The sequence below is a fragment of the Micromonospora sp. NPDC005173 genome (assembly GCF_040608515.1).
GTDB lineage: Bacteria > Actinomycetota > Actinomycetes > Mycobacteriales > Micromonosporaceae > Micromonospora.
The window spans coordinates 90,308-115,839 of record NZ_JBEXIK010000012.1; the positions used below are offsets into that span (position 1 = coordinate 90,308).

The following is a 25,532-nucleotide window of genomic DNA, read 5'->3' on the forward strand; positions in this document are numbered from 1 at the left end:
CGACCCTCCGATACGCTCAGGTTCGGTGGAACCTGCGGCCCGAGGAGCGGAACTAGTGTCGGATCTGTCCCAGATCGTGAAGGCGTACGACGTCCGAGGGACGGTGCCGGACCAGTGGGATGAGCGGGTCGCCGAGGCACTCGGAGCAGCATTCACCCAACTGCTCAACACCACTGAGGAGCCGGGCGACGCGGTCGTCGTCGGGTACGACATGCGGGCCAGTTCGCCCGGGTTGGCGGCCGCCTTCGCCGCCGGAGTCCGGGCCGAGGGACGCTCGGTGATCGAGATCGGGCTCGCCTCCACCGACCTGCTCTACTTCGCCTCCGGTTCGCTCGACCTGCCCGGTGCGATGTTCACCGCCAGTCACAACCCGGCGCAGTACAACGGCATCAAGATGTGCCGCTCCGGTGCGCGTCCGATCGGCCAGGACAGCGGGCTGGCAGAGATCCGTGAGCGGGCTCAGGCGCTGCTCGACTCGGGCGAGTCCCGGCCGGCCGGCGAGCCGACCCGGCCCGCCGAGCGGCGGGACCTGCTCCCCGACTACGCCGCGTACCTGCGCAAGCTGGTCGACCTCTCCGGCAGCCGGCCGCTGAAGGTGGTGGTCGACGCCGGCAACGGGATGGGCGGCTTCACCGTCCCCACCGTGCTGGGCGACGCCGCCCTGTCGGCCCTGCCGCTGGAGATCGTCCCGCTCTACTTCGAACTGGACGGCACCTTCCCCAACCACGAGGCCAACCCACTGGACCCGGCGAACCTGGTCGACCTCCAGCGCGCCGTGGTCGAGCACGGGGCCGACATCGGGCTGGCCTTCGACGGCGACGCCGACCGGTGTTTCGTGGTGGACGAGCGCGGTGAGCCGGTCTCGCCGTCGGCGATCACCGCCCTGGTCGCCGCGCGCGAGCTGGCCAAGCACCCGGGTTCCACGGTGATCCACGGTCTGATCACCTCCAGTGCGGTGCCGGAGATCATCCGTGAGCACGGTGGGGAGCCGGTGGTTGCCCGCGTCGGGCACTCCTTCATCAAGGCGGAGATGGCCCGGACCAACGCGGTCTTCGGCGGTGAACACTCCGCGCACTACTACTTCCGGGACTTCTGGTTCGCCGACACCGGGATGCTCGCCGCGATGCACACTCTGGCCGCGCTCGGCGAGCAGTCACTGCCGCTGTCCGTGCTGGCCGGCGAGTACGAGCGCTACATCGCCTCCGGTGAGATCAACTCGACGGTGCTCGACCAGGCGGCGGCGGTGGCCGAGGTGCGGGCCGCGTACCCCGATGCGGTGCCCGACGAGATGGACGGGCTCACGCTGCGTTTCCCCGATGGCGCCTGGTTCAACCTGCGTGCCTCCAACACGGAGCCGTTGCTGCGCCTCAACGTCGAGGCGCCCACCCGCGAGCGGATGGTCTCGCTGCGGGACGAGGTGCTCGGCCGCGTTCGCCGATAAGATCGCCTGCGCCGGTCGGCACCGCCGCCGGTGAAGCCGCACACGTGGAAGGAGCCGTGCCATGGCCCTGGATCCGCAGTTGCTCGAGATTCTCGCCTGTCCGGACACGCACCACGCCCCGCTCGCCTACGACGCCGAGGCGCAGACGCTGACCTGCACGCAGTGCGCCCGGATCTTCGAGGTCCGCGACGACGTGCCGGTGCTGCTGCTCGACGAGGCGCGCGGCGGCCCCGGGCAGCCCTCATGATCGACGGTACGGCCGGGGTCAGCGGACGTCGTGACGCCGACGAGGCCCTGCTCGACAACCCGGATGCCCTGGCCGAGCAGGACCCGGGCGGCATGCTCCGGCACACCGCCTCGGCTGGCGCGCAGGTCCGCGAGACGGCCGCCCTGGCCGCCGAGGCGAACCTCGCGGTGCTCGCCGACGACGGGCGGCCCCGGGCAGTGGTGATCGCCGGCATCGGCACCGCGGGGCGGACCGGGGACATACTCGCCACGGTCGCCGGGCCGCGCTGCCCGGTCCCGGTCATCGCGCACCGCAGCGCCGGCGTACCCGGTTGGGTTGGTGCGGCCGACGTGGTGATCGCCGTGAGCGCGTCCGGTCGCAGCCCGGAGGCGTTGGGCGCCGCCGAGGCGGCGCACCGGCGGGGCGCCCGGCTGGTCGCGGTGGGTGCCCCCGACTCGCAGTTGCAGTCGGTCGCCGAGCGGGCCCGGGCACCGTTCATCCCGGTGCCACGGCGCGCACCGGCGCGGGCCAGCCTCTGGGCGCTCACCGTGCCGGTCCTGCTCGCCGCCCGTTCCCTCGGGCTGGTGAAGGTCAACGAAGCGGACCTGGCGGAGACCGCGGCCCGGCTCGACGCGGACGCCGACCGCTGCCGGTCCGCCGCGGAGTCCTTCGTCAACCCGGCGAAGTCGCTGGCCCTGGGCCTGGCCGGCTCGATCCCGATCGTCTGGGGCTCGTCCCCGCTGGCCACCGTGGCGGCCCGCCGGTTCGGCGACACCCTGTCGGCCAACGCCCGCTACCCGGTGGTCACCGGGGCGCTCGGTGAGGCCGGTCGGGGCCGGGTCGGCCTGTTGGACGGCGTCTTCGGTGGCCTGGCCGAGGGGGAGCGGGACATCTTCGCCGACCCGGCGGAGGACGACGGCGAGGGGACCCGACTGCGGCTCGTGCTGCTGCGCGATGGCGGGCTCAACGCCGAGGACGACACGGACGAGCCGCTGGCGGTCGAGGAGCGCCGCGCGGACGCGGTGCAGACCCTCGCCGAGCGTCGCGGGGTGCGGTGCGACGTGGTGACCGCCGAGGGTGGCTCCGCGCTGGAGCGGCTGGCCTCGCTGATCGCCGTCCCGGACTTCGCCTCGGTCTACCTTGCCCTAGCCCACGGACTGGACCCGATGGCGGTACCAGCCATCACCGAAATGAAGGAGCTGTCGAACCAGTGAACGAATGTAGGGGGCGGCGCGGCACGCGCGCACCGGGCAGCGCAGTGCGGCAGAGCGGGGCGCTCGCATGAGCGCCAACGGCGGAACCAAAGCGATCGTCGCCGCCCTGCTGGCCAACGTCGGCATCGCCGTCACCAAGTTCGTCGCGTTCCTGCTGACCAGCTCGTCGTCGATGCTGGCCGAGGCGATCCACTCGGTCGCCGACTCCGGCAACCAGGCCCTGTTGCTGCTCGGCGGCAAGCGGGCGAAGCGGGCGGCCACCCCGGAGCACCCGTTCGGGTACGGCCGGGAGCGCTACGTCTACGCGTTCATCGTGTCGATCGTGCTGTTCAGCGTCGGTGGCCTGTTCGCCCTGTACGAGGCGTACCACAAGTGGGAGCACAAGGGGGGAATCGAATCCTGGCACTGGGTGCCGGTCGTCGTGCTGGTGGCGGCGATCATCATGGAGTCGTTCTCCTTCCGAACCGCCATCAAGGAGTCCAACCTCGTCCGGGGCAACCAGTCCTGGGTGCACTTCATCCGCCGGGCCAAGGCGCCCGAGCTGCCGGTGGTGCTGCTGGAGGACCTCGGCGCGCTGGTCGGTCTGGTCTTCGCGCTGTTCGGCGTCACCATGACGCTGATCACCGGCAACGGCGAGTGGGACGCCGCCGGCACCGCGATGATCGGCATCCTGCTGGTGACGATCGCCGTTGTGCTGGCCATCGAGACCAAGAGCCTGTTGCTCGGTGAAGGCGCCGAGCAGCAGGACGTGGCCGCCATCGAGCGGGCGATCACCGAAGGCCCCGAGGTGGAGCGGATCATCCACATGAAGACGCTCTACCTGGGGCCGGAAGAGCTGATGGTGGCCGCGAAGATCGGGGTGCAGGCCTGCGAGAACGCCCACGATCTGGCCCGGGGCATCAACGCCGTGGAACTGCGGATCCGTGCCGCCGTTCCGACCGCCCGGGTGATCTACCTGGAGCCGGACATCTACAGCGCCGCCGCCGCCGAGGCCGGCACCGGTGCGGCCGCCGACACCGCCGTGACGCAACCCGGGGATGGATCGGGCGAGGCGGCCGGGCGGCCCGGGGGCTGACAGGTGGAGCTGCTGTACGGACCGATCCGGGACTACGCCTGGGGGTCCCGCTCGGCGATCGCCATGTTGCAGGGGCGACCGGTGCCCAGCGCCGGCCCGGAGGCGGAGCTGTGGCTGGGCGCCCACCCGGGCGCCCCGGCCAGCGTTGAGCGGGCCGGTCTCCGGGTCAGCCTCTGCGACCTGGTGCGCGACGAGCCGGGGCAGTGGCTCGGCCAGCGGGTCTCGGATCGGTTCGGCAGCAGGCTGCCGTTCCTGCTCAAGGTGCTCGCCGCCGACGCCCCGCTGAGCCTGCAGGCCCATCCGGACGCCGAGCAGGCTCGGGCGGGCTTCGCGGCGGACACGGGGCGCCCGCTGGAGGAGCGCAACTACTCCGACCCGCACCACAAGCCGGAGCTGCTGGTGGCGCTGACGCCGTTCGAGGCGCTGTGCGGTTTCCGGGACCCGGCGGAGTCGGCCGAGGCGCTCGCTGCGTTCGGCGTACCGGCGTTGGCGCCGGTGGTCGCCGCGTTGCGAACGGGGCCGGCGGGGCTGCGGGCGGCGGTGCAGACGCTGCTCGCCTGGCCGGCGGCGGAGCGCGGCGAGTTGCTGGGGTCCGTGGTGGTGGCCTCGACCGACAGCCCGGACGCGGAACTGGCCCGCCGGCTGGCTCTTGCCTACCCGGGGGACCCGGGCGTGCTGGTCGCGCTGCTGCTGCACCACGTGCGGCTGGTGCCCGGGGAGGCGATCTGGATGCCCGCCGGCAACCTGCACGCCTACCTGAGCGGCTGCGGAGTGGAGATCATGGCGGCCAGCGACAACGTGCTGCGCGGCGGGCTGACCCCGAAGCGGGTGGACGTCGACGAGTTGCTGCGGGTGCTGCGCTTCGAGGTGCTCGACGATCCGGTACGGACCGCGCAGCCGGTCGCCCCGGGGGCGGACTGGTGGCCGGTGCCGGTGGACGACTTCGCGCTGCACCGGGTGCGGGTCGGGGCGGCGGTGCCCTCGGTCACGCTGTCGCTGCCCGGTCCCCGGGTGGTGCTCTGCGGTGTCGGCCCGATCACCGTGGACGACGGGGCTGGCGCGCTGACGCTGGGGTCCGGTCAGGCGGCGATCGGCACCGCGGCCGGTGAGCAGTTGCGGGTCAGCGGCAGCGGTGAGGCGTACGTGGCCACCGCCGGACTGCGTTGACGCTGACTCACCGCGACGACACAAGTCCGACTTTCCCGGAATAGCTTGACGCTGTGCTGCTCGGGTGTGACCCTATGAGTACGCAGCGTTATCGCGACGACGGTCCGACAACGTGCGGGGAACCAAACCGGGGGGATGCGCGGGGCGGGCGGGAGTGGGCGGAATTTCTGTCCATCACCGACCGCCCCGTGCGCTGTCCGCGGACCGTCCCTGGCGCCCGTCGCCGACGCGCGTAAGGTGGAGGGTCGGCGCAGACATCGTTCGACAGGAGCTTTCATGACCAGCACCCTCCCGGCGTTCCCCAGCGGTAGCACCCTCGCCGAGGGCGACTTCAAGGTGGCGGATCTGTCGCTTGCCGAATACGGGCGCAAGGAGATCCAACTCGCCGAGCACGAGATGCCCGGCCTGATGTCGATCCGCCGGGAGTTCGCCGAGGCGCAGCCGCTCGCCGGCGCGCGGATCACCGGCTCGCTGCACATGACCATCCAGACCGCCGTCCTGATCGAGACGCTGGTGGCCCTCGGCGCGCAGGTGCGCTGGGCTTCCTGCAACATCTTCTCCACTCAGGATCACGCCGCCGCGGCGATCGTCGTCGGCCCGGACGGCACCCCCGAGGCCCCCGCCGGCGTGCCGGTCTACGCCTGGAAGGGCGAGACCCTGCCGGAGTACTGGTGGTGCACCGAGCAGGTGCTCGCCTGGCCGGACGGGCAGGGCCCGAACATGATCCTCGACGACGGCGGCGACGCCACCCTGCTGGTGCACAAGGGCGCCGAGTTCGAGCAGGCCGGGGTCGTACCGCCGGTCGAGTCCGCCGACTCCGAGGAGTACGCGGTCATCCTCGAGCTGCTGCACCGCTCGCTCCCTGAGGACGGTCAGCGCTGGACCCGGATCGCCGCCGGCATCAAGGGCGTGACCGAGGAGACCACCACGGGCGTGCACCGGCTCTACGAGATGCACCGCGCCGGCACCCTGCTCTTCCCGGCCATCAACGTCAACGACTCGGTGACCAAGAGCAAGTTCGACAACAAGTACGGCTGCCGGCACTCGCTGATCGACGGCATCAACCGGGCCACCGACGTGCTGATCGGCGGCAAGATGGCGGTCGTGATGGGCTACGGCGACGTGGGCAAGGGCTGCGCCGAGTCGCTGCGTGGCCAGGGCGCCCGGGTCGTGGTGACCGAGGTAGACCCGATCTGCGCGTTGCAGGCCGCGATGGACGGCTATCAGGTCGCCACCCTGGACGACGTGGTCGAACTGGGTGACATCTTCATCACCGCCACCGGCTGCTACGACGTCATCACCAACGAGCACATGGCCCGGATGAAGCACCAGGCCATCGTCGGCAACATCGGCCACTTCGACAACGAGATCGACATGGCCGGCCTGGCCAAGCGCTCCGACGTCGAGCGGGTCAACATCAAGCCGCAGGTCGACCTGTGGCGCTTCGCCGACGGGCACGCCATCCTCGTGCTCTCCGAGGGCCGCCTGCTGAACCTGGGCAACGCCACGGGGCACCCGAGCTTCGTGATGTCGAACTCGTTCGCCAACCAGACGATCGCCCAGATCGAGCTGTTCACCAAGACCGAGGACTACCCGATCGGCGTCTACGTGCTGCCCAAGCACCTGGACGAGAAGGTCGCCCGGCTGCACCTGGGCGCGCTCGGCGCCAAGCTGAGCACGCTGACCAAGGAGCAGGCCGCCTACCTGGGCGTCTCCACCGAGGGTCCGTTCAAGCCGGACCACTACCGCTACTGATCGACACTTTCGTACCGGGTCGGCTGTCCGCAGCCGGCCCGGTTCGTCGTTCCCGGCCGGTTTGGACCCTGGTCAGTCCGGGTGGGAACGACGGCGGGCGGGGCGGAACCACGTCCACAGACACCAGGCCAGCCATCCGAGCGACACGACGGTGGCCAGCGCCCGCATGCGCAGCGCGCTGAGCAGCAGCACCACGGCCAGCACCGTCAGCCACGGCAGGAATCCCTTCACGGCGGGATCCTTTCACAGCCCGGACGGCACCGGCTGATCGTCGCTCGGCCGAGGCTCGGTCGCGACCCAGGTGAGCTTGTCGAGAACGGCTTGACGAGGCCTCTGATCAGGAGGAAGGTATGGCTGCCCTAAGTTAGCTGAGAAGTGCCTGAGGATCTCGGAGTCCCGATGTTCGCCACCTATCTGATCGGCCTGCGGGAGGGCCTGGAAGCGACCCTGGTGGTCAGCATCCTCGTGGCCTTCCTGGTGAAGTCGCAGCGGCGGGACCGGTTGCCGCAGGTCTGGGCAGGGGTCGGCCTGGCCGTTGCGCTCTCGGTGCTCTTCGGCTGGCTGATCGAGTACACCTCGACCTCCCTGCTGGCCCGCTCCGAGGACCGCGAGTTGTTCGAGGCGGTCACCTCCGTCGCCGCCGTCGTCTTCGTCACCTGGATGATCTTCTGGATGCGTCGGGCTGCCCGGAGTATCGCCGGCGAGCTGCGGGGCAAACTCACCGAGGCGCTGGCCGTCGGCTCTCTGGCGGTCGCCGGGATGGCCTTCCTCGCGGTGATCCGCGAGGGCCTGGAGACCGCGCTGATCTTCTACTCCGCAGCCCAGGGCGCGGCCGGCGACAGCGGGCCGCTGCTCGCGCTGATCGGCGGCATCGCCACCGCCGTGGTGATCGGCGGGCTGCTGTACGCCAGTGCCCTGCGGATCAACCTCAGCAAGTTCTTCACCTGGACCGGCGCGCTGCTGATCCTGGTCGCCGCCGGCATCCTCAAGTACGGCGTGCACGACTTCCAGGAGGCCGGCGTCCTGCCCGGCCTGAACGACCTGGCCTTCGACATCACCACCGTGCTCGACCCGAGCACCTGGTACGCCGCGCTGCTCGCCGGCATGTTCAACGTGACTCCCGCGCCCACCGTGCTGGAGACGATCGCCTGGGTCGGGTACGCCGTGCCGGTCCTCCTGCTCTTCCTGCGCCCGACCCGCCGCAGGTCGGCACCCGTCGCGGCACCCGTCGCGGCACCGGGCGGGCCCGCGAGCGAGGCGGCCCCGACGACCGGCGCGAGCGACACCGCGAACACCCCCACCCCCACCACCGCTACCGGCACCGAGCGCGGGGCCGACCCCGAGGCCGACGCGGCGACCACGCCGCAGCGTGCCTGACCCCACGAGGAGAGAAAGCTCAGATGCGTACCGCCCGATTTTTCGCGCTGGCCGCCGCCGGCGTGCTGGCGACGACCGGTGTTGCCGCCTGCTCCGACTCGGAGAAGGGTGACTCGGCCACGGCCGGCGGCCCGATCGTGGTCAAGGCCAGCGACACCGCCTGCGACGTCGGCACCACCGACCTCGGCGCCGGCACCGCCACCTTCAAGATCACTAATTCCGGTGCGAAGGTGACCGAGTTCTACGTGTACGCCTCCGGCGACCGGGTGATGGGCGAGGTGGAGAACATCGCCCCCGGGCTGAGCCGTGAGCTGCACGTGGAGCTGCCGGCCGGCACGTACGAGACGGCCTGCAAGCCGGGGATGAGCGGCAAGGGCATCCGGGGCGCGCTCAAGGTCAGTGGGTCGGCGGAGCCGTTGACCGCCGACGCCGCGCTGGCGGGCGCCACGGACAACTACCAGCGGTACGTCAAGAGCCAGACCGGCGCGCTGCTGGAGAAGACCGAGGAGTTCGTGGCCGCGGTCAAGGCCGGCGACGTGGCGAAGTCCAAGGCGCTCTTCCCGGTGGCCCGTACCTACTGGGAGCGGATCGAGCCGGTGGCCGAGATCTTCGGCGACCTCGACCCCAAGATCGACGGCCGCGAGGAGGTCATCGAGGAGGGGATGGAGTTCACCGGCTTCCACCGGATCGAGAAGGACCTCTGGCAGTCCGGCGACATCAGCAAGGACGGCCCGATCGCCGACCGGCTGCTGGTCGACGTCAAGGAGATCGTGGCCAAGGCCAACGCCGAGAAGCTCTCTCCGCTCCAGCTCGCCAATGGCGCCAAGGAACTGCTCGACGAGGTGGCCAGCGGCAAGATCACCGGCGAGGAGGACCGCTACTCGCACACCGACCTGTGGGACTTCGCCGCCAACCTGGAAGGTTCCAAGGCCGCCGTGGCCGCCCTGCGGCCGGCGCTGGAGCAGCGCTCGCCGGAGCTGGTCACGCAGCTCGACACCGAGTTCACCAACGTCGAGGCGCTGCTCGGCAAGCACCGCGACGGCGACGGCTGGAAGCTGCACACCGCGCTGAGCAAGGCCGAGCTCAAGGAGCTCTCCGACGGCATCAACGCGCTCGCCGAGCCGATCAGCAAGGTCGCTGCGGTCGTCGCCCGGTGACCGGACGTCAGGGGGAGTCGAGTCGATGAGCGGAAGCAGGTTGAGCCGGCGGCGGGCGATCACGCTCGCCGGTGTCGGAGTGGCCGGAGTCGCCGGGGTGGCGGCGGGCGCGGGCGCGCTGATCAGCGACTCTCGTGACCCGGCCGCGGCCAGCGACCACCCGGCGGGAGCGGTGCCGTTCCATGGCGAACACCAGGCCGGCATCGTCACCCCGGCTCAGGACCGGCTGCATTTCGTCGCCTTCGACGTGATCACCAAGGACCGGGCCCGGCTGGTCGAGCTGCTCCAGGAGTGGACGGCTGCCGCCGTGCGGATGACCGCCGGGCGCGACGCCGGGGTGCTCGGCGCGGTCGGCGGGATGCCGGAGGCCCCGCCGGACGACACCGGCGAGGCGCTCGGCCTGCCCCCGTCGCAGCTCACCCTGACGATCGGCTTCGGGCCGACGCTGTTCCGCGATGCCGATGGCCGGGACCGGTTCGGCATCGCCGACCGGCGCCCGGCCGCCCTGGCCGAGCTGCCGAAGTTCCCCGGCGACGCGTTGCAGCCGCAACTCTCCGGCGGCGACCTCTGCGTGCAGGCGTGCGCCAACGATCCGCAGGTGGCGGTGCACGCGATCCGCAACCTGGCCCGGCTCGGTATGGGTGTGGTGAGCGTCCGCTGGTCGCAGCTCGGCTTCGGTCGTACCTCGTCGACCTCCCGCGACCAGGCCACGGCGCGCAACCTGTTCGGCTTCAAGGACGGCACGGCCAACCTCAAGGCCGAGGACACCGACCTGCTGCGCGACCAGTTGTGGGTGCAGCCGGGCGACGGGCCGGACTGGATGGCCGGCGGCTCGTACCTGGTCACTCGCAAGATCCGGATGCTCGTGGAGACCTGGGACCGGACCTCGCTGGCCGAGCAGGAGGAGATCGTCGGCCGAACCAAGGGCAGCGGTGCCCCGCTGGGCAGGACCGACGAGTTCGACGAGCCGGATTTCGCCGCCCGTGGTGACGACGGGCAGCCGGTGATCGCCGAGCACGCCCACGTCACGCTGGCGCACCCCAGCCGGAACGCCGGCGCCCACCTGCTGCGCCGGGGCTACAACTTCGTCGACGGCTCGGACGGCCTCGGTCGGCTCGACGCAGGCCTCTTCTTCATCGCCTACCAGCGGGATCCACGCCGGCAGTTCGTGCCGATCCAGACCCAGTTGGCCCGGCACGACGTGATGAACGAATACCTTCGGCACGTCTCCAGCGGCCTGTTCGCATGCCCGCCCGGAGTGCGCGACGGCGGGGACCACTGGGGGCGGGCACTCTTTGGCTGACCTCGGTCGTGATCGTGACAGTGCGACCGGCCGGAGGTAGCGGTGGCGCCGGGCGGCGCCGAAGGGGGATCATGGTGATGGCTCGGCCCGGGAACTTTCCGCGCGCCGAGCCCCCGCACCATGTGGCGCCGTCGCCGCAGGTCGGGATGCCACACTTGCCGACGGCGCTATCCGTACCGGGTGACGCCGGTCCCACCAAACTGAATGGGGATGCAATATTAATCCCATGAGAGCCCGGGTACTGGTGGTCGACGACGACCCCGCACTCGCCGAGATGCTCGGCATCGTGCTGCGGAGCGAGGGCTTCCTGCCCTCGTTCGTGGCCGACGGCGAGCGGGCGTTGGCGGCATTTCGCGACAGTCGTCCGGATATCGTGCTGCTCGACCTGATGCTGCCCGGAATGAGTGGTATAGACGTGGCCCGCTCGATCCGGGCCGAGTCCGGCGTGCCGATCGTCATGCTGACCGCCAAAAGCGACACCGTCGATGTGGTGCTCGGCTTGGAGTCCGGGGCCGACGACTACGTGGTCAAGCCGTTCAAGCCCAAGGAGCTGGTGGCCCGGATGCGGGCCCGGCTGCGCCGGGGCGAGGATGTGGCGCCGGAGATGCTGACCATCGGGCCGCCCAGCAACCAGATCACCATCGACGTGCCCGCGCACACGGTCAGCCGCAACGACGAGGAGGTGAAGCTGACTCCGCTGGAGTTCGACCTGCTGGTCGCGCTCGCCCGCAAGCCGCGTCAGGTCTTCACCCGCGAGGTGCTGCTGGAGCAGGTCTGGGGCTACCGGCACGCTGCCGACACCCGGCTGGTCAACGTGCACGTGCAGCGGCTGCGCGCCAAGATCGAGCCGGACCCGGAGCGGCCGGAAATCATCCTCACCGTGCGGGGCGTGGGCTATAAGGCGGGGACCGGATAGCCTGGTCACACTGTGTCGACCTCCCCGCCCCCGCACCCCCCGCCCACGGTTGCCCGCCGGCCCGGCGCCGGCTGGGAGCTGTGGCGTGCCCTGAGCGGGCGGGCCGCCCGGATGGTGGCCCGGGTGCACCAGACCTGGCGCCGCTCGCTCCAGGTCCGGGTGGTGACCATCACGCTGGTCGCCTCCAGCCTGCTGGTCGGCGGTTTCGCGTACCTGATCGCTGACAAGATCACCACGATCCTGCTCGACAACGCCCGCACCGATGTCCGGATTCGGGTGAACAGCGGCGCCGGCTACGCAGTCAAGCAGGTCTCCCTCTACGGCCAGCCGCAGGAGGCGCAGCTCCAGGAGACCATCGAGGACACGGTCAATTACCTGGCCGGCGGCGACCCCCAGCAGACCGGTGGTGTGGTGGTGGCGATCACCGCCGACGGCTACCCCAACATCATCCAGACCCGCACGGCGCCCGCGGTGAACGTCCAGCCACTGATCAGCCCGGAGCTGCGGGCCGCGGTCGCCGACGGCAAGGTGGCCAGCCAGATCCGCACCGGACGGCTCACCGGGGAGCCGACCAAATATCTGGTGTACGGCTCGCCGGTGCCCACCCGGTTCGGCCAGATCGAGCTGTACTACCTCGTGCCGTTGACCCGGCAGGACGCCACCGCCGCCGACGCCCGAGCCACCGTGGTGGCCACCGGGGGTGCCCTGGTGATCCTGCTCGGGCTGCTCGCGGCCCTGGTCACCCGCCTGGTGGTAAACCCGGTCCGGGTCGCCGCGCGGACCGCCCAGCGGCTGTCCGCCGGCCTGCTCGACCAGCGGATGGTGGTCAACGGGGAGGACGACCTCGCTCTGCTCGCCGCCTCGTTCAACCAGATGGCGACCAACCTGCAACGGCAGATCCTGCGCCTGGAGGAGATGTCCCGGTTGCAGCGCCGGTTCACCTCCGACGTCTCGCACGAGCTGCGTACCCCGTTGACCACGGTCCGGATGGCCGCCGACCTGATCTTCGCCGAGCGCGACGAGTTCGATCCGGCGGTGGCCCGCAGCGCCGAGCTGCTCCAGGCCGAGCTGGACCGTTTCGAGGAGCTGCTCACCGACCTGTTGGAGATCAGCCGGTTCGACGCGGGCTTCGCCATGCTGGACGCCGAGCCGACCGACCTGGTGCCGGTGGTGCACCGGGTGGTCGACCGGTTGGCCGGCCTGGCCGGGCGGGTGGGCGTACCGATCGAGCTTGATCTCCCGGGCACGCCGGTGATCGCCGAGGTCGACCCGCGCCGGGTCGAGCGCGTGTTGCGCAACCTGGTCGGCAACGCCGTCGAGCACGGTGAGGGCCGGCCGGTGCTGATCACCCTCGGCATCGACGAGACCGCCGTGGCGATCACCGTGCGGGACCACGGGGTGGGGCTCAAGGTGGGCGAGGAGAAGTTGGTCTTCAACCGGTTCTGGCGGGCGGACCCGTCCCGGGCCCGGCAGACCGGGGGTACCGGGCTGGGCCTGTCGATCAGCCTGGAGGACGCCCGGCTGCACGGCGGCTGGCTGGAGGCGTGGGGTGCGCCCGGGCAGGGCGCCCAGTTCCGGCTCACCCTGCCGGCCCGCGCCGGTGACCGGCTGACCACCTCACCGCTGCGGCTGGTGCCCGCCGACGCCGCGCTGCCGTTCGGTGGCCCCCGGGACGGTGGCCCGCTGGCCATCGGGCCGGGCACCGGCGGGGCGCTGGCGATCAACCCGGCAGCGGCCGGGGACGAGCAGCGGGCGGAGGTGAGCTCGTGAGGCGTCAGGGTCTGCTCGGGGCACTGGGCGTGGTGTTGCTGCTGGGTGCCGGATGCGGCATCCCGGAGGCGTCCGACGTGCGGGTGGACGGCAAGGGTGGCACCGCGGCGGAGGCCGCTTCGGTCAACGGCCGGGGCAGTGAACCGCCGTCGCGGACGGCCAGCGGCAGTGCCAACGACGCGTTCGTGCGCAACTTCCTGTCCGCCGCCGCCGGCGAGTCGGACCGGGCCTACGAGCGGGTCAAGCAGTTCGTCGCCCCGGAGCACCGGTCCCGGTTGCAGGAGAAGAAGGGCAGTGAGGTCGCGCTGACCGTGGTCCGCCTGCGGGAGACGGTCTTCACCCTCAACAGCGACTCGACCACCACCGTGAAGATCACGGTGCAGCAGATCGGCGTGCTGGGGACCAACGGCACCCTGGCTCCGCCGGTGGCGACCGAGACGGAGTACGAGTTCGGGCTGCGCAGCGGGGCACTCGGCGGAGCCGGCAACGACGAGCGCGCCGGCCTGTACGTCCTCAACCCACCGAACGTGCTGCTGCTGAGCGACGTGGCCCTCCAGCAGTACTACCAGGACGAGTCGATCTACTTCTGGAACTCCGACCGCAGTCGGCTGGTGCCCGACCAGCGTTACCTGCCGCTGGCCGTGCCGGACGAGCGCAGGGTCAACGAGGTGGTGAAGTGGCTGGTCGGCGGCCCTTCCGAGTGGCTGCGCCCCGGTGTCGTCGGGCTACCCGACCGCACCGAGCTGATCAACAATGCCACCGGTGCGAACGGCCGGTGGGAGGTCAACCTGGACATGTCCGGTGACGACAAGACCCGCATCGACCAGCTGATCACGCAGCTCGCCTGGTCGCTGGGCGACCTGCCGGGCGAGCTGGAGTTGAAGATCCGCAACAACTCGCAGCCCGTACAGGATCTGAATGAGCGCCGAATGTCCCGTGGGCTCTACCCGATCACGGAGAGCCCGCAGCGGTTCGGCGTGTACGAGGGCGCCATCCGCCCGCTCGACTTCGTCGGTGAGCCCAGCGGCGCCGTGCCGTTGGCGGCCGAGGCCAACCGCAACATCGTCTCCGCCAGTCTGGCCCGGGACGACAGCAGGATCCTCGCCGCGATGGTGGTGACCAGCGGCAAGGGCCGGCACCGGCTCGCCGTGGGCACCGGCCGCGTTCCGGTCAGCGTGCCCAACCGGAGGGGGCCCGAGTACGCCTCGATCAGCCGCCCGGTCTGGCTGCGCACCATCGACTCCCGCCCGGCTCGGGGCCTGGTGGTGGCCGACGGCCGGCTCTACCGCTTCGACGAGGCCGCCCGGATGTACCCGGTACCGCTCAACCTGCCCTCCACCGAGGTCACCGCGGTGGCGGCCGCGCTGGACGGCCAGCGGGTCGCGTTGATCGCCGGCGGCCGGCTCTACGTCGCGGCGGTCAACCTGGACGGCGGGGGAGTCTCCATCGGCCCGCCCCGGTCATTGGTCACCTCGCTGACCGGCCTCACCGCGGTGGACTGGGGCAGCGAGGACCGGCTGGTGGTGGCCGGGTCCGCCGGCCAGCCGGCGATCTACGAGATCAGCGTCGACGGTGCCCTGGAGACGCCGCTGCGGACCGACGTGGGTGCCAAGGTCAACCACTTGACGGCGTACCCGACCAATCGCAGTGTGCCGCTGCCCAGCGGGGCGTACATGTACGAGGCGAACGGGGTGGCCTACCGCAGCAGCCCGTTCGAACGGATCGAGGCCCAACGGGTGCGGGACATCGCCCCGCCGCCCGCCGGGGTCCGCGCGAGCAACCCGTCGGCCCCGTTCTTCCTCTACTGACGTCGTGCGCGGGCTCTGGGCGGATCTCGCCGATCTGGTGGTGCCCGCCGACTGCGCGGGCTGTCGAGAGCGCCGCCCCGGCCTGCGACATGGCGTCTGCCCGGCCTGTGTGACGGCGCTGGGCGCACTCCGCCCCCGGCCCGTACTTCCCACCCCCGTCCCGCCCGGCCTGCCGCCCTGCGTCGCCCTCGGCCCGTACGCCGGCCCGCTGCGCGAGGCCCTGCTGGCATACAAGGAGCGCGGCCGGCACGGGCTGGCCGCCCACTCGGCGCTCTGCTCGCCGAGGTTGTCGCGGCGGCGGTCGGCCGGGCCTGTCCGGTGGCGCTGGTGCCGGTGCCGGACACCGCGGCAGCGGCCCGGGCCCGCTACGGCGACCACCTCGATCGGCTGGCCCGGCATTGTGCGGCCCGGCTGAGCCGGGGCGGCTGGCCGGTCCGGGTGGACCGGCCGCTGCGCGCGCTGCCCCGACCCGACTCGGTGACCCTGGACAGCGCCGGCCGGGCGGCGGCCGAGGCGGCGTTCCGGCTCCGTTCCGGTGCGCCCAGCGGGGGCGGCGCACCCGTGGTGGTGCTGCTGGACGACATCGTCACCACCGGGGTCACCCTGGCCGCTGCGTCCCGGGTGCTGGCCGGGACCGGGCGGGCACCGAGTGTCGCCGTGGTGCTCGCGGCGACCGAGAAACGACTCCGTTTGTAACCGACCGTGTTTCCGTTTCACCCGTTGGTGTATGAGCTGCGAAAAATACTGGGCGGTCTCGGCAACTTGGGGTGACGACCGGGCGAACAAGAGTTAGCGTTTCGCTGTCGGGGGTAGGAGGTCATTCCACCCGCCTCCGGCGGTGAGAGGAGGCGTAGCCGTACTGACCGGTCGACGCCAGCGGGGCTCCCCAGGGCGCGCGACCGGGTTACCGGATCGAAGACCGTCCGAACAAGGGAGGTCACGTGGACATCGTGGTCAAGGGCCGTAACGTCGAAGTGCCGGACCATTACCGGGTGCACGTAGCCGAGAAACTCGCAAAGGTCGAACGCTACGACCACAAACTTATTCGTGTCGATGTCGAGCTGTTCCACGAGCGCAATCCGCGCCAGGCCGACCACTGCCAGCGGGTGGAGATCACCTGCATTTCCCGGGGCCCGGTGATCCGGGCCGAGGCCTGCACGGATGACTTCTACAGCGCGCTCGACGCGGCCATCGCGAAGCTCGACACGCGGCTGCGCCGCGCGGCCGATCGTCGCCGCGTACACCGTGGTCGGCACGCGCCGATCTCCGTCGCCGCCGCCACCGCCGACCTGCCGGTCGCGGACCTGGTGGCTGCCCCGCTGAGCGCGAACGGTGACGGTGCCCGCTCCGGCACGGCCGTCGCCGAGCGGGTGGAGGAGGAGTACGACCAGCAGCCGTGGCACATCGCCCGGGAAAAGGTGCACCCGGCGGAACCGATGACCATCGACGACGCCCTGTTCGAGATGGAACTGGTCGGCCACGACTTCTACCTGTTCCAGGACAAGGAGTCCGGCCGCCCGAGCGTCGTCTACCGCCGCCACGCCTACGACTACGGCATCATCTCCCTCGCCACCTGACCGGGCCTGACCCGCGTCGATCATGGAGTTGTGGTGGGGCGGCCCCGACCGCCCCCCACAACTCCATGATCTGTCAGCGGAGGTCGGCGGGTAGCAGGGCGAAGGTCAGGTCGTCGAGGCGGGCGCCGGCCAGGCCGGGGAGCCGGGCGCGCTGCAGGGCCTCGCGGTGGAAGCCGACCCGCTCCAGCACACGGTGCGAGGCGGTGTTCTCCGGCACGGTGCCGGCGGTCAGCCGGGCGATGCCGGCCGGCCCGAACGCCCAACCGGCCAGCAGCCGGACCGCCCGGGTGGCGTACCCCCGGCCCCGCCAGTCGGGCAGCAACGCGTAGCCGATCGACCCCTCACCGCTGGACACGTCGGTGTACGACAACCCGCAACTGCCCGCCGGCTCGCCGCTGGCCACGTCGGTGATCAGCAGCCGGGCGATGTCGCCGGTCAGCCACCCGCTCTCCGCGAGCCGGCAGCGCCGCTCGATGGCGGACCGCTCCGGCGGCACGGGCGGCGCCTGGTTCGCCACCACCTCGGGCCGGCTGTGCAGTCGGTACATCAGCTCCGCGTCGTCCGGGGCGAGCCGGCGCAGGGCCACCACCTGATCGGTGAGCACCCCGCCCGGCAGGTCGGGCAGCAGCCGGGCGGCCGGGCCGGGCGGGTCGTCGGTGAGGCGTACCCAGGCCAGCAGGTCGTGCCGGACGCCGTCGCGGCGCGCGCCGGCCGAGCGGCGTACCCCCTCGTGGTGGAAGCCGGCAGCCAGCGCGACCCGCTGGCTCGGCCCGTTCTCCGGGTCGGTGAGCAGCTCCAGCCGGACCGTCCCGGTGTCGAACGCGTGCTCGCTCAGCGCGCGGGTGGCCGCGGCGGCCACCCCCCGCCCGCGCGCCGCCGGCCGCACCCAGTAGCCGACCTCGGCCTGACCTCGCGCGGGCACCGGGTTGCTCAGCCCCACCCCGCCGAGCAGCCGGTCGGTGGCCGGGTCAGCGACGGCGTACACCGCGCCGCCCCCGGTCCAGACCGCCGGTGCGCCGGCGTCGATCCACCAGCGGGCGTCGGTCTCCGTGTACGGGGCCGGCATGCCCGGAATGAACCGCTGGGTGAGCGGGTCCGCGCAGGCGGCGACGACGTCGGCGGTGTCGGCGGCCCGGAACGGACGCAGCCGTACCCCGTGCGCCTCGACGACCTGCTGCAGGGTCACGTCAGGTCCTTGGCGAGCAGCGCGGCCACCCAGACGTCGACCCGCTCACCCCGGTGCTGCAGGCCGCCGCGGGCCGTCCCCTCGAACGCGAAGCCCGCCTTCTCGGCCACCCGGCGGGAGGCGGTGTTTCCCACGTGCGCCTTCCACTCGATCCGGGCCAGGCCCAGCGTGGTGAAGCCCCAGGCGCTCAGGGCGGCCAGCGCCGCCGGCATGTAGCCGCGGCCACGGGCCGCCGGGGCGGTCATGAAGCCCACATCGGCGAGCAGCGGATCGGCGGGGGAGAGCCGCAGGTCGATCGAGCCGGCGTACCGGTCATCCGGGTCGGCGATGACGAAGCAGGCGGCCTCCCCCAGAGCCCAGGCTTCCCGGCCGAAGTTTTCGTACCACTGCGCGTCGGAGCGCTCGTACGGGTCCGGCACGGTGGTCCAGCGGATGGTCCCCGGGTCCCGGCAGGTCTCCACCACGGCGTCCAGGTCCTGCTCCTCCATCGGACGCAGCCGCAGCTCGCCGGCCCCGGCGGTGGCGAACAGGGTGGGTTGCGGGCGGCCGAAGACGGCGGCCCGCAGGGCGGCCAGGGTGCCCGGACCGGCCGGCTCGGTCGACCCCGGCTCGGGCACCTCGCCGGGCAGTAGAGACCCGATCCAGCCGTCCGCGCTGCCCTTGAGCGCCGGGTCGGCCAGCCGCAGCCGGCCGTCGATCCGGAACCCGGCCCGGAGCGCGACCAGCCGGGAGGCGTGATTGCCCACCTCGGCCTGCCAGATCAGCCGGCGCAGCCCGAGCGTGTCGAAGGACCAGCGGGCCACCGCGCGGGCGGCCCGGACGGTCACCCCTCGGCCGCGCGCCCACGGGGCCGTCCAGTAGCCGATCTCGCCGGTGCCGGCATCGCTGATCGAGATCAGCCCGCAGGAACCCAACAGCTCGCCGGTGGTCGGGTCGCAGACCGCGAACGGTGCCCCGGTGCCCTCCGCCCAGGCCCGCCCGCTCAATTCGGTGACGAACCCGTGCGCGTGTTCGGGTAGGTATGGGCGCGGTACGGTGGTCCAGCGCTGGATGTCGGGGTCCTGGCACGCGCGGTGCACCGCGTCGGCGTCGGCGTCCCGCCAGGGCCGCAACAGCAGGCCGTCCTCGATGATCTCCACAGGCTCCACCCGTGCATCGTGCCGGAACGTTCGCCGACGGCGTAACCGGATAACCTTCGGTACGCACCCGGTGCGCGAGTTATGTCGGGTTCGGCGGGGTGGACCGCCGCCACCAGTGACCATCGCGCCGATGGAGCGCCTACGATGGTTCGAGACTGTCTAGGGGAGCGTTGATCCGTGTCGATTCTGGAAAAGGTCCTTAACGCGGGCGAGGGCCGCATGGTGCGCCGGCTCAAGGCCATCGCCGCCGCCGTCAGCTCGATCGAGGACGACTACGTCAACCTCACCGACGAGGAACTGCGGGGCATGACCGAGCAGTTCCGCGAGCGGCTCGCCGACGGCGAGACCCTCGACGACCTGCTGCCGGAGGCGTTCGCGGTGTCCCGCGAGGCGGCCGCGCGGGTGCTCGGCCAGCGGCCGTACGACGTCCAGGTGATGGGCGGCGCGGCGCTGCACTTCGGCAACATCGCCGAGATGAAGACCGGTGAGGGTAAGACGCTGACCTCGGTCATGGCCGTCTACCTCAACGCGCTCTCCGGCGACGGCGTGCACGTGATCACGGTCAACGACTACCTCGCCCAGCGCGATGCGGCGTGGATGGGCCGGGTGCACGAGTTCCTCGGGCTGACCGTCGGCGTGGTGCTGCCCAACCGGCCGGCTACCGAGCACCGTGCCGCGTACGAGTGCGACATCACCTACGGCACCAACAACGAGTTCGGTTTCGACTACCTGCGCGACAACATGGCGTGGTCGAAGGACGAACTGGTGCAGCGCGGGCACAACTTCGCGGTGGTCGACGAGGTCGACTCGATCCTGATCGACGAGGCACGTACCCCGCTGATCATCTCCGGCCCGGCCGAGCACTCGGCCCGCTGGTACGGCGAGTTCGCCGGCGTGGTGGCCCGGCTCCAGCCCGGCACCGACGGCGAGGGCGACTACGAGGTCGACCACTCCAAGCGCACCATCGCAGTCACCGAGCGCGGTGTCGCCAAGGTCGAGGACCGGCTCGGCATCGACAACCTGTACGAGTCGGTGAACACTCCGCTGGTCGGCTACCTCAACAACGCCATCAAGGCCAAGGAGCTCTACAAGCGCGACAAGGACTACATCGTCAGCGACGGTGAGGTCCTGATCGTCGACGAGTTCACCGGTCGCATCCTGCACGGCCGCCGCTACAACGAGGGCATGCACCAGGCGATCGAGGCCAAGGAGGGGGTGGAGATCAAGCAGGAGAACCAGACCCTGGCCACCATCACCCTCCAGAACTACTTCCGCCTCTACAGCAAGCTGTCCGGGATGACCGGTACGGCGCAGACCGAGGCGAGCGAGTTCAACAAGGTCTACAAGGTCGGCGTCGTGACCATCCCGACGCACCGCCCGATGGTCCGCGAGGACCGGCCGGACGTCATCTACAAGACGGAGAAGGCCAAGTTCAACGCGGTCATCGAGGACATCGCCGAGCGGCACCAGATGGGTCAGCCGGTGCTGGTCGGCACCGTTTCGGTGGAAAACTCCGAGATCCTCTCCCAGCTGCTGCGCCGGCGGGGCATCCCGCACAACGTGCTGAACGCCAAGTTCCACGCGCGGGAGGCCGAGATCGTCGCCCAGGCCGGGCGTAAGGGCGCGGTCACCGTGGCCACCAACATGGCCGGCCGTGGCACCGACATCCTGCTCGGCGGCAACGCCGAGTTCCTCGCCGCGAACGACCTGCGCCAGCGCGGCCTCGACCCGCTGGAGAACGAGGACGAGTACGCCAAGGCGATGGAGGAGGTCCTGCCCACGTGGAAGCAGGCCTGCGACGCCGAGGCGGACGAGGTTTCCGCCGCTGGTGGCCTGTACGTGCTGGGCACCGAGCGGCACGAGTCGCGGCGGATCGACAACCAGCTGCGCGGTCGCGCCGGCCGGCAGGGTGACCCGGGCGAGTCCCGCTTCTACCTGTCGCTGCAGGACGAGCTGATGCGGCGCTTCCGGGCCGGCGCGGTCGAGGCGGTGATGGAGCGCTTCAACATCCCGGAGGACGTGCCCATCGAGTCGAAGATGGTCACCCGGCAGATCAAGAGTGCCCAGGCCCAGATCGAGGGCCAGAACGCCGAGATCCGTAAGAATGTGCTCAAGTACGACGAGGTGCTCAACAAGCAGCGCCAGGTCGTCTACGCCGAGCGGCTCCGGGTGCTCAACGGCGAAGACCTCTCTGAGCAGGTCCGCAACATGATCGACGACACCGTCGAGGCGTACGTGCGGGGTGCCACCTCCGAGGGGTACGGCGAGGACTGGGACCTTGAGCAGCTCTGGTCCAGCCTCAAGCAGCTCTACCCGGTCGGCGTGACGATCGAGGAGTTGGAGGAGGAGGCCGGCGGCTCCCGGGCCGGCATGGACGCCGACTTCCTGGTCGCCCGCCTCAAGGAGGACGCGAACGCCGCGTACGACCGCCGTGAGGAGCAGGTCGGCACCGAGGGGGTGCGCCAGCTCGAGCGGATGGTGCTGCTCCAGGTGATCGACCGCAAGTGGCGTGAGCACCTCTACGAGATGGACTACCTCCAGGAGGGCATCAACCTCCGGGCGTACGCCCAGCGCGACCCGGTGGTGGAGTACCAGCGCGAGGGCTTCGACATGTTCGCCACCATGATGGACGGCATCAAGGAGGAGACGGTCGGCTTCCTCTACAACGTCGATGTCCAGGTGACCGAGCCGGAGCCGGACGCGGAGGAGGTCACGCTGCTCGACAAGCCGGTGGAGATCCGAGCCAAGGGTCTCAACCGGGCGCCGCAGCGGCAGGGCCTGCAATACTCCGCCCCCACCATCGACGGTGAGGCCAGCCCCGGTGCGGTGGCCGTCGAGCAGGCCGAGCAGCAGGCTCCGGCGCTGGGTGTGGGTCGACCGGCCCCGGGCGCCCCGGCGTCGCCGGGGACGAGCGCCCCGTCCGCCCCGCAGCGGCCGGCCTCCGGGCTGCGTGGCCCGGCGGTGCCGTCGGCCGCCTCCCGACGGCCGGCACCGAACCAGGCCGAGGCCAGCAACGGCCCGTCCCGCAACGCTCCGTGCCCGTGTGGCTCGGGCCGCAAGTACAAGCGGTGCCACGGCGCCCCCAACGGCGGCAACTGACCGACAGCAGCGCGACGGGCCCCGGCCGATCTGGCCGGGGCCCGTCCGTGTCTCCAGCACCGACGCCGGGAACCCGCGCCGACCGGCCGGGCCGCCGACCGGCGCGGGGTGGGGTCGCCTGGGTCGGAGTGATCGACTCCATGTCGGCGATGTCGCGGTGTCTTGGCGCCGGGATGCCCCAATGTCGGCGACATGGAGTCGATCAACACCTCAACCGGCCGCCGGGCCCCTTCCCCGGCCCTGGTCGGGCGACCCCGGCGGGGCGGCCCTGGTCGGGCGGTCCCGGCGGGGCGGTGGTCGCGCTCAGAGGATGTGCAGGGCGGTGCAGAGCCAGCGGCCTCGTCGGTGCTCCAAGCGGAGCGCCATCGCCCAGCTCCGACCGCCGCCGCCGGTGACCACGGCGGCCGCCTCCACCGCGGACTCGCGGGGCTCGCCGAGCCGCAGCCGGAGCAGTCGGACCACCGGCCGCGCGGCGCGGCGGCGGGGCGAACCGGCTCGCCCGGACGCCCGGGCCAGCTCGGTCAGCAGCTCACCGGCCCGGCCCGGGTCGAGCAGGGGCGGCACCTGAGCCGGTGACCGGTAGCCGTTGACCACCTCCAGGCAGGTGCCGACGAAACGGTGCGCGGCCCGGGTCGCCTCGGGGGCGGTCGCCGGTGGCAGGGGTGCGCCCGGGTGGGTGGTGGGCCGGGTGGGCACCCGGCGGAGGGCGGCGCGACGGTCCGGCGGCCGAACCGGGTCCGGACGGGTCGAGGCGAACAGGTCGAGGGCGAGTTGGCCGTGGGTCGGCGCCGTCCAGTACGCCCCGTCGGCCTCGTCCGCGTACGGCGGGTCGATGGGCGGGACGGGGCGCAGCCGCACGGGTGGTCGGGACGGACCGGATCGCGGCTCGCTCATCGTAGCCCCCTTTTAATCTTGCGTTTGCCTTCGTTTGCCTCCGACAGGTTCGATTCCGAGCGATGGAGCGGCTGCGGTCAATGGCGCAGTGGAGGCAGGAGGCTACTCCGGGTCGCGCTCGACGAGCGGGTTGTCCTGGACCCAGTCGGCGGTCTCGGTGTACTTGCGCTCGATGTACTCCTCCAGCCGGGCACGCTCGACCCGCCACTGGCCTCGTCCACCGATCTTGATCGCCGGCAGTTCCCCGCTGCGCACCATGTGGTAGACCTGCGAGTCCGACACGTTCAGCTCGGCGGCGACGTCGGAGAGCAGCAGGAACCTCGGCTCCACAGAAACTCCCGGGGTTGATGTCGTTTGCCTTAGTTTGCCATTGACAGCCCGGGCGGCCCAGCACTCGGGGCCCGGCGGCGGACCGACCATGGCGAGACACACCGGCGGGGAACTTCCACCGGCCGGAGGCGAGGTGTATGACGGTCACGGCGTGCGGCATGATCTGCGCCCGTGCCGGCTGCCGCCGGTGGAGGACTGAGCGGGGAGACGACCGGTGACCGACGAGCTTGTCCGGGTGTATGTGCCGGCGACCGTACCGATGCTGGCCCGGCTGCGGGAACAGGGGCTGACCGCCGACAGCGGGCACGCGGTGACCCCGGCGCTGCGCGAGTGGTACGCGGAGGGCGATGAGGAGGAGTTGGAGTACGTGGCGTTCACCCGCGCCGCCCAGGACGCGCTGCACCTGCTCCGGGCCGATTCGGCCGCGCCCCGCCGTCGGGTCGTCGTCTCGGTCGACCTGCCTCCGGCTGCGGTCGGCCGGGGTGATGGTGAGCTGGGTTCCAGCATGGTGACGTTGGCCGACGCCGTGCCGGTGGGCGCCGTCGCGGCGATCCACGTGGACGGCGCCGACGCTGTCGAGGAGGTCGCCGCCGCGGCCGACGTGGTGGCCGAGGCCGCCGCTGGCGACCCCGACGCCCAGTTCACGGTCGACGGCGCCGAGGACCACGAGTTGGAGTGGTACGACGTGACCGAGCTGGACCTGCTGCTGCGCGCTGCCGGCTGAGCCGGCCGCCCGGTCAGCGGGCTGGGTCGGCCTCGGCCTGGTCCGCGTCGACAGGGTCCGCGTCGGCTGGATCCGAGTCGAACGGGTCGGCCCGGTCCGGGGCGCTCGCCGCGACGGGTTCGTCGTCGTCGGAGTGGGCTGGGCTGAGCGTGCGGCCGAACGCGATGAGCGCGGTCAACGCCCCCACGAAGAGCACCCAGATGCCGTTGTCCACCCGCGAGGTGCCCAGCGAGGTCTGCGCCACCGCGTCCGCCTCGCTCAACGCGCTGGCCAGGTCGAGCAGTGACCGGCCACCGATCCGGATGATCACCTCGGCGAGCAGCAGGAGCAGCCCCGGCCCGGCGCCGGCGAGCAGGTAGGCCGGCCAGCGCAGCGCCGACGTCTCGGGATCGCGGCGGACGGCCCGTCGGCGCGCCCAGGTCAGGTAGCCGAAGGCGAGGAGCCCGGCCAGCAGCCCGGCGAGGAGCGACTCGGTGCGCGACACCCACTTCGCCGCGTCGACCAGCGACTCCTGGCTGTCGCCCGCGCCGAAGAGGTCGAACAGCGGGTCCCGGGCGGGGCTGAACGCGACCACGAAGACCAGCGTGCCCAGCGCGGCGGTGACCACCGCACCGACCGCCGGGGCCGTCCGCGCACCGGCGATCGCGCCACCGATGATCGCCGCGGCCGCGGTGGTGCCGGCGATCACGTTGGTGGTCGACGTGTCGAAGTAGGTGAGGTTGATCGCCAGCGCGGCGGCCAGCCCGACCAGCATTCCCGCCCCGATCGCCCCGACGAAGCGCAGGGTGACCCAGTCGCCGTACCGGCGGGACAGCACGTTGCCGCAGGCCAGGGCGACGGCCGCCCCCGCCACCAGCGCGGCTGAGATCACGCCGGGCAGAGCGAACGCGGAGAGGCTGATCGCGGTGACCCCCGCCGCCGACGAGATGATCGCCTCCCTGGTCGACCAGAGCATGGCGGCCAACCAGCCCAGCGCCAGCAGCGCGAGCACCGCGGCACCGGGCGCGGGCACCGGCCGGCCGCTGGGGGTGGCCGTGTCGACCGCCGGCTCGTCCGACTCCGCGGCCGGGACGCGGCCGGGCTGCTTGGTCATCGTCTCCCCTTCGAGGCGGCAGGTCACCGAGCATTCAGGGTACGCGGGTCCGCTGGGCGCCCCCGCCGCCCGGGACTGGCCGCGACCGGTACGGCCCGGCCCGGCTCCCCCGGGACGGGTGCCCGGCGTCCGCCCGCGACGCATCGGTAAGGGGAGGAGGGGTGGGGCGGTCCTTGATGGGAGGGTGGTGGTGCAGGTGAGGCGGGCACCCCCGCATGGAACAATCGCGGGAGGTCCCGCCGCTGCTCGGCCCTTCCGCGCGGCGTCCGGTGTCCGGCCGT

At 71.8% G+C, this 25,532-nt stretch carries 21 protein-coding genes and 1 pseudogene; 16 read left to right on the plus strand and 6 right to left on the minus strand.

Annotated elements, in window-relative coordinates; translation table 11 throughout:
- Positions 1-55: 55 nt before the first annotated feature.
- From ABZV00_RS16295 to ahcY, 6 genes are all read left to right on the plus strand, one after another.
- A complete protein-coding gene (locus tag ABZV00_RS16295; RefSeq protein WP_328423743.1) occupies positions 56-1,441 on the plus strand; it encodes a phosphomannomutase/phosphoglucomutase in 1,386 nt (461 codons plus the stop codon).
- A 61-nt stretch (positions 1,442-1,502) separates the two neighbouring features.
- Positions 1,503-1,688, plus strand: coding sequence for a Trm112 family protein (locus ABZV00_RS16300; protein ID WP_328423745.1), 186 nt, complete (start codon positions 1,503-1,505; stop codon positions 1,686-1,688).
- A complete protein-coding gene (locus tag ABZV00_RS16305) occupies positions 1,685-2,881 on the plus strand; it encodes an SIS domain-containing protein (RefSeq protein WP_355606575.1) in 1,197 nt (398 codons plus the stop codon). The genes ABZV00_RS16300 and ABZV00_RS16305 overlap by 4 nt, the downstream gene beginning before the upstream one ends.
- A 67-nt stretch (positions 2,882-2,948) precedes the next feature.
- Positions 2,949-3,956, plus strand: coding sequence for a cation diffusion facilitator family transporter (locus ABZV00_RS16310; RefSeq protein WP_328423749.1), 1,008 nt, complete (start codon positions 2,949-2,951; stop codon positions 3,954-3,956).
- 3 nt (positions 3,957-3,959) lie between these two features.
- Positions 3,960-5,123, plus strand: coding sequence for a mannose-6-phosphate isomerase, class I (gene manA / locus ABZV00_RS16315; RefSeq protein ID WP_355606579.1), 1,164 nt, complete (start codon positions 3,960-3,962; stop codon positions 5,121-5,123).
- A 276-nt stretch (positions 5,124-5,399) separates the two neighbouring features.
- On the plus strand, positions 5,400-6,878 hold the full coding sequence (gene ahcY, locus ABZV00_RS16320; RefSeq protein ID WP_355606581.1) for an adenosylhomocysteinase: 1,479 nt from the start codon (positions 5,400-5,402) through the stop codon (positions 6,876-6,878).
- A gap of 72 nt (positions 6,879-6,950) precedes the next feature.
- Here the strand turns inward: ahcY and ABZV00_RS16325 are convergent, their stop codons facing one another.
- Complete coding sequence (locus ABZV00_RS16325; protein WP_328423755.1) at positions 6,951-7,109, minus strand: hypothetical protein; 159 nt, start codon at positions 7,107-7,109, stop codon at positions 6,951-6,953.
- A 168-nt stretch (positions 7,110-7,277) separates the two neighbouring features.
- Here ABZV00_RS16325 and efeU point away from each other — a divergent pair, with 168 nt between their 5' ends.
- The 8 genes and pseudogenes from efeU to raiA all read left to right on the plus strand — a co-directional run bounded on the left by efeU (position 7,278) and on the right by raiA (position 16,786).
- Positions 7,278-8,255, plus strand: coding sequence for an iron uptake transporter permease EfeU (gene efeU / locus ABZV00_RS16330; protein WP_355606584.1), 978 nt, complete (start codon positions 7,278-7,280; stop codon positions 8,253-8,255).
- Between the two features lie 23 nt (positions 8,256-8,278).
- Entirely contained in the window at positions 8,279-9,412 is a 1,134-nt protein-coding gene (gene efeO / locus ABZV00_RS16335) for an iron uptake system protein EfeO (protein ID WP_355606586.1), read from the plus strand.
- 25 nt (positions 9,413-9,437) lie between these two features.
- A complete protein-coding gene (gene efeB / locus ABZV00_RS16340; RefSeq protein WP_355606589.1) occupies positions 9,438-10,715 on the plus strand; it encodes an iron uptake transporter deferrochelatase/peroxidase subunit in 1,278 nt (425 codons plus the stop codon).
- A 226-nt stretch (positions 10,716-10,941) separates the two neighbouring features.
- A complete protein-coding gene (gene mtrA, locus ABZV00_RS16345; RefSeq protein WP_355606592.1) occupies positions 10,942-11,631 on the plus strand; it encodes an MtrAB system response regulator MtrA in 690 nt (229 codons plus the stop codon).
- Positions 11,632-11,742: 111 nt separating this feature from the next.
- Positions 11,743-13,401: an MtrAB system histidine kinase MtrB gene (gene mtrB / locus ABZV00_RS16350; RefSeq protein WP_355606804.1), complete on the plus strand. Its 1,659-nt coding sequence runs from the start codon at positions 11,743-11,745 to the stop codon at positions 13,399-13,401.
- Positions 13,398-15,209: an LpqB family beta-propeller domain-containing protein gene (locus ABZV00_RS16355; RefSeq protein ID WP_355606595.1), complete on the plus strand. Its 1,812-nt coding sequence runs from the start codon at positions 13,398-13,400 to the stop codon at positions 15,207-15,209. The genes mtrB and ABZV00_RS16355 overlap by 4 nt, the downstream gene beginning before the upstream one ends.
- A gap of 4 nt (positions 15,210-15,213) precedes the next feature.
- Positions 15,214-15,905: pseudogene (locus ABZV00_RS16360) on the plus strand (ComF family protein).
- A gap of 245 nt (positions 15,906-16,150) precedes the next feature.
- Positions 16,151-16,786, plus strand: a complete 636-nt coding sequence (raiA, locus tag ABZV00_RS16365) for a ribosome-associated translation inhibitor RaiA (protein ID WP_328423771.1) — start codon at positions 16,151-16,153, stop codon at positions 16,784-16,786.
- Positions 16,787-16,859: 73 nt separating this feature from the next.
- Here raiA and ABZV00_RS16370 read toward each other — a convergent pair whose 3' ends face one another.
- Both ABZV00_RS16370 and ABZV00_RS16375 read right to left on the minus strand, forming a co-directional pair.
- Entirely contained in the window at positions 16,860-17,933 is a 1,074-nt protein-coding gene (locus ABZV00_RS16370) for a GNAT family N-acetyltransferase (protein WP_355606806.1), read from the minus strand.
- A 35-nt stretch (positions 17,934-17,968) separates the two neighbouring features.
- Positions 17,969-19,120 carry a GNAT family N-acetyltransferase gene (locus ABZV00_RS16375; protein ID WP_355606599.1) on the minus strand — a complete coding sequence of 384 codons (1,152 nt, stop codon included), beginning with the start codon at positions 19,118-19,120 and terminating at the stop codon, positions 17,969-17,971.
- 168 nt (positions 19,121-19,288) lie between these two features.
- On the opposite strand from ABZV00_RS16375, the gene secA reads away from it, so the two are divergent.
- Positions 19,289-22,210, plus strand: coding sequence for a preprotein translocase subunit SecA (gene secA / locus ABZV00_RS16380; RefSeq protein ID WP_355606602.1), 2,922 nt, complete (start codon positions 19,289-19,291; stop codon positions 22,208-22,210).
- Between the two features lie 303 nt (positions 22,211-22,513).
- On the opposite strand, the gene ABZV00_RS16385 is transcribed toward secA, so the two are convergent.
- Positions 22,514-23,104, minus strand: a complete 591-nt coding sequence (locus ABZV00_RS16385; RefSeq protein WP_355606604.1) for an Rv3235 family protein — start codon at positions 23,102-23,104, stop codon at positions 22,514-22,516.
- 102 nt (positions 23,105-23,206) lie between these two features.
- Positions 23,207-23,434, minus strand: coding sequence for a helix-turn-helix domain-containing protein (locus ABZV00_RS16390; protein WP_328423779.1), 228 nt, complete (start codon positions 23,432-23,434; stop codon positions 23,207-23,209).
- A 214-nt stretch (positions 23,435-23,648) separates the two neighbouring features.
- Between ABZV00_RS16390 and ABZV00_RS16395 the strand changes: the two genes are divergently transcribed.
- Complete coding sequence (locus ABZV00_RS16395; RefSeq protein WP_355606607.1) at positions 23,649-24,158, plus strand: hypothetical protein; 510 nt, start codon at positions 23,649-23,651, stop codon at positions 24,156-24,158.
- Between the two features lie 13 nt (positions 24,159-24,171).
- Here the strand turns inward: ABZV00_RS16395 and ABZV00_RS16400 are convergent, their stop codons facing one another.
- Positions 24,172-25,251 (minus strand): hypothetical protein, encoded by a 1,080-nt coding sequence (locus ABZV00_RS16400; RefSeq protein WP_355606610.1) that lies wholly within the window; start codon positions 25,249-25,251, stop codon positions 24,172-24,174.
- Between the last annotated feature and the right edge of the window lie 281 nt (positions 25,252-25,532).

Coding starts and splice junctions, on each gene's coding strand:
- ABZV00_RS16385 (WP_355606604.1), bottom strand. CDS start 23,104: ATGAGCGAGCCGCGATCCGGTCCGTCCCGACCACCCGTGCGGCTGCGC.
- efeU (WP_355606584.1), top strand. CDS start 7,278: ATGTTCGCCACCTATCTGATCGGCCTGCGGGAGGGCCTGGAAGCGACC.
- mtrA (WP_355606592.1), top strand. CDS start 10,942: ATGAGAGCCCGGGTACTGGTGGTCGACGACGACCCCGCACTCGCCGAG.
- ABZV00_RS16310 (WP_328423749.1), top strand. CDS start 2,949: ATGAGCGCCAACGGCGGAACCAAAGCGATCGTCGCCGCCCTGCTGGCC.
- ABZV00_RS16300 (WP_328423745.1), top strand. CDS start 1,503: ATGGCCCTGGATCCGCAGTTGCTCGAGATTCTCGCCTGTCCGGACACG.
- efeO (WP_355606586.1), top strand. CDS start 8,279: ATGCGTACCGCCCGATTTTTCGCGCTGGCCGCCGCCGGCGTGCTGGCG.
- efeB (WP_355606589.1), top strand. CDS start 9,438: ATGAGCGGAAGCAGGTTGAGCCGGCGGCGGGCGATCACGCTCGCCGGT.
- ABZV00_RS16400 (WP_355606610.1), bottom strand. CDS start 25,251: ATGACCAAGCAGCCCGGCCGCGTCCCGGCCGCGGAGTCGGACGAGCCG.
- mtrB (WP_355606804.1), top strand. CDS start 11,743: ATGGTGGCCCGGGTGCACCAGACCTGGCGCCGCTCGCTCCAGGTCCGG.
- ahcY (WP_355606581.1), top strand. CDS start 5,400: ATGACCAGCACCCTCCCGGCGTTCCCCAGCGGTAGCACCCTCGCCGAG.
- ABZV00_RS16305 (WP_355606575.1), top strand. CDS start 1,685: ATGATCGACGGTACGGCCGGGGTCAGCGGACGTCGTGACGCCGACGAG.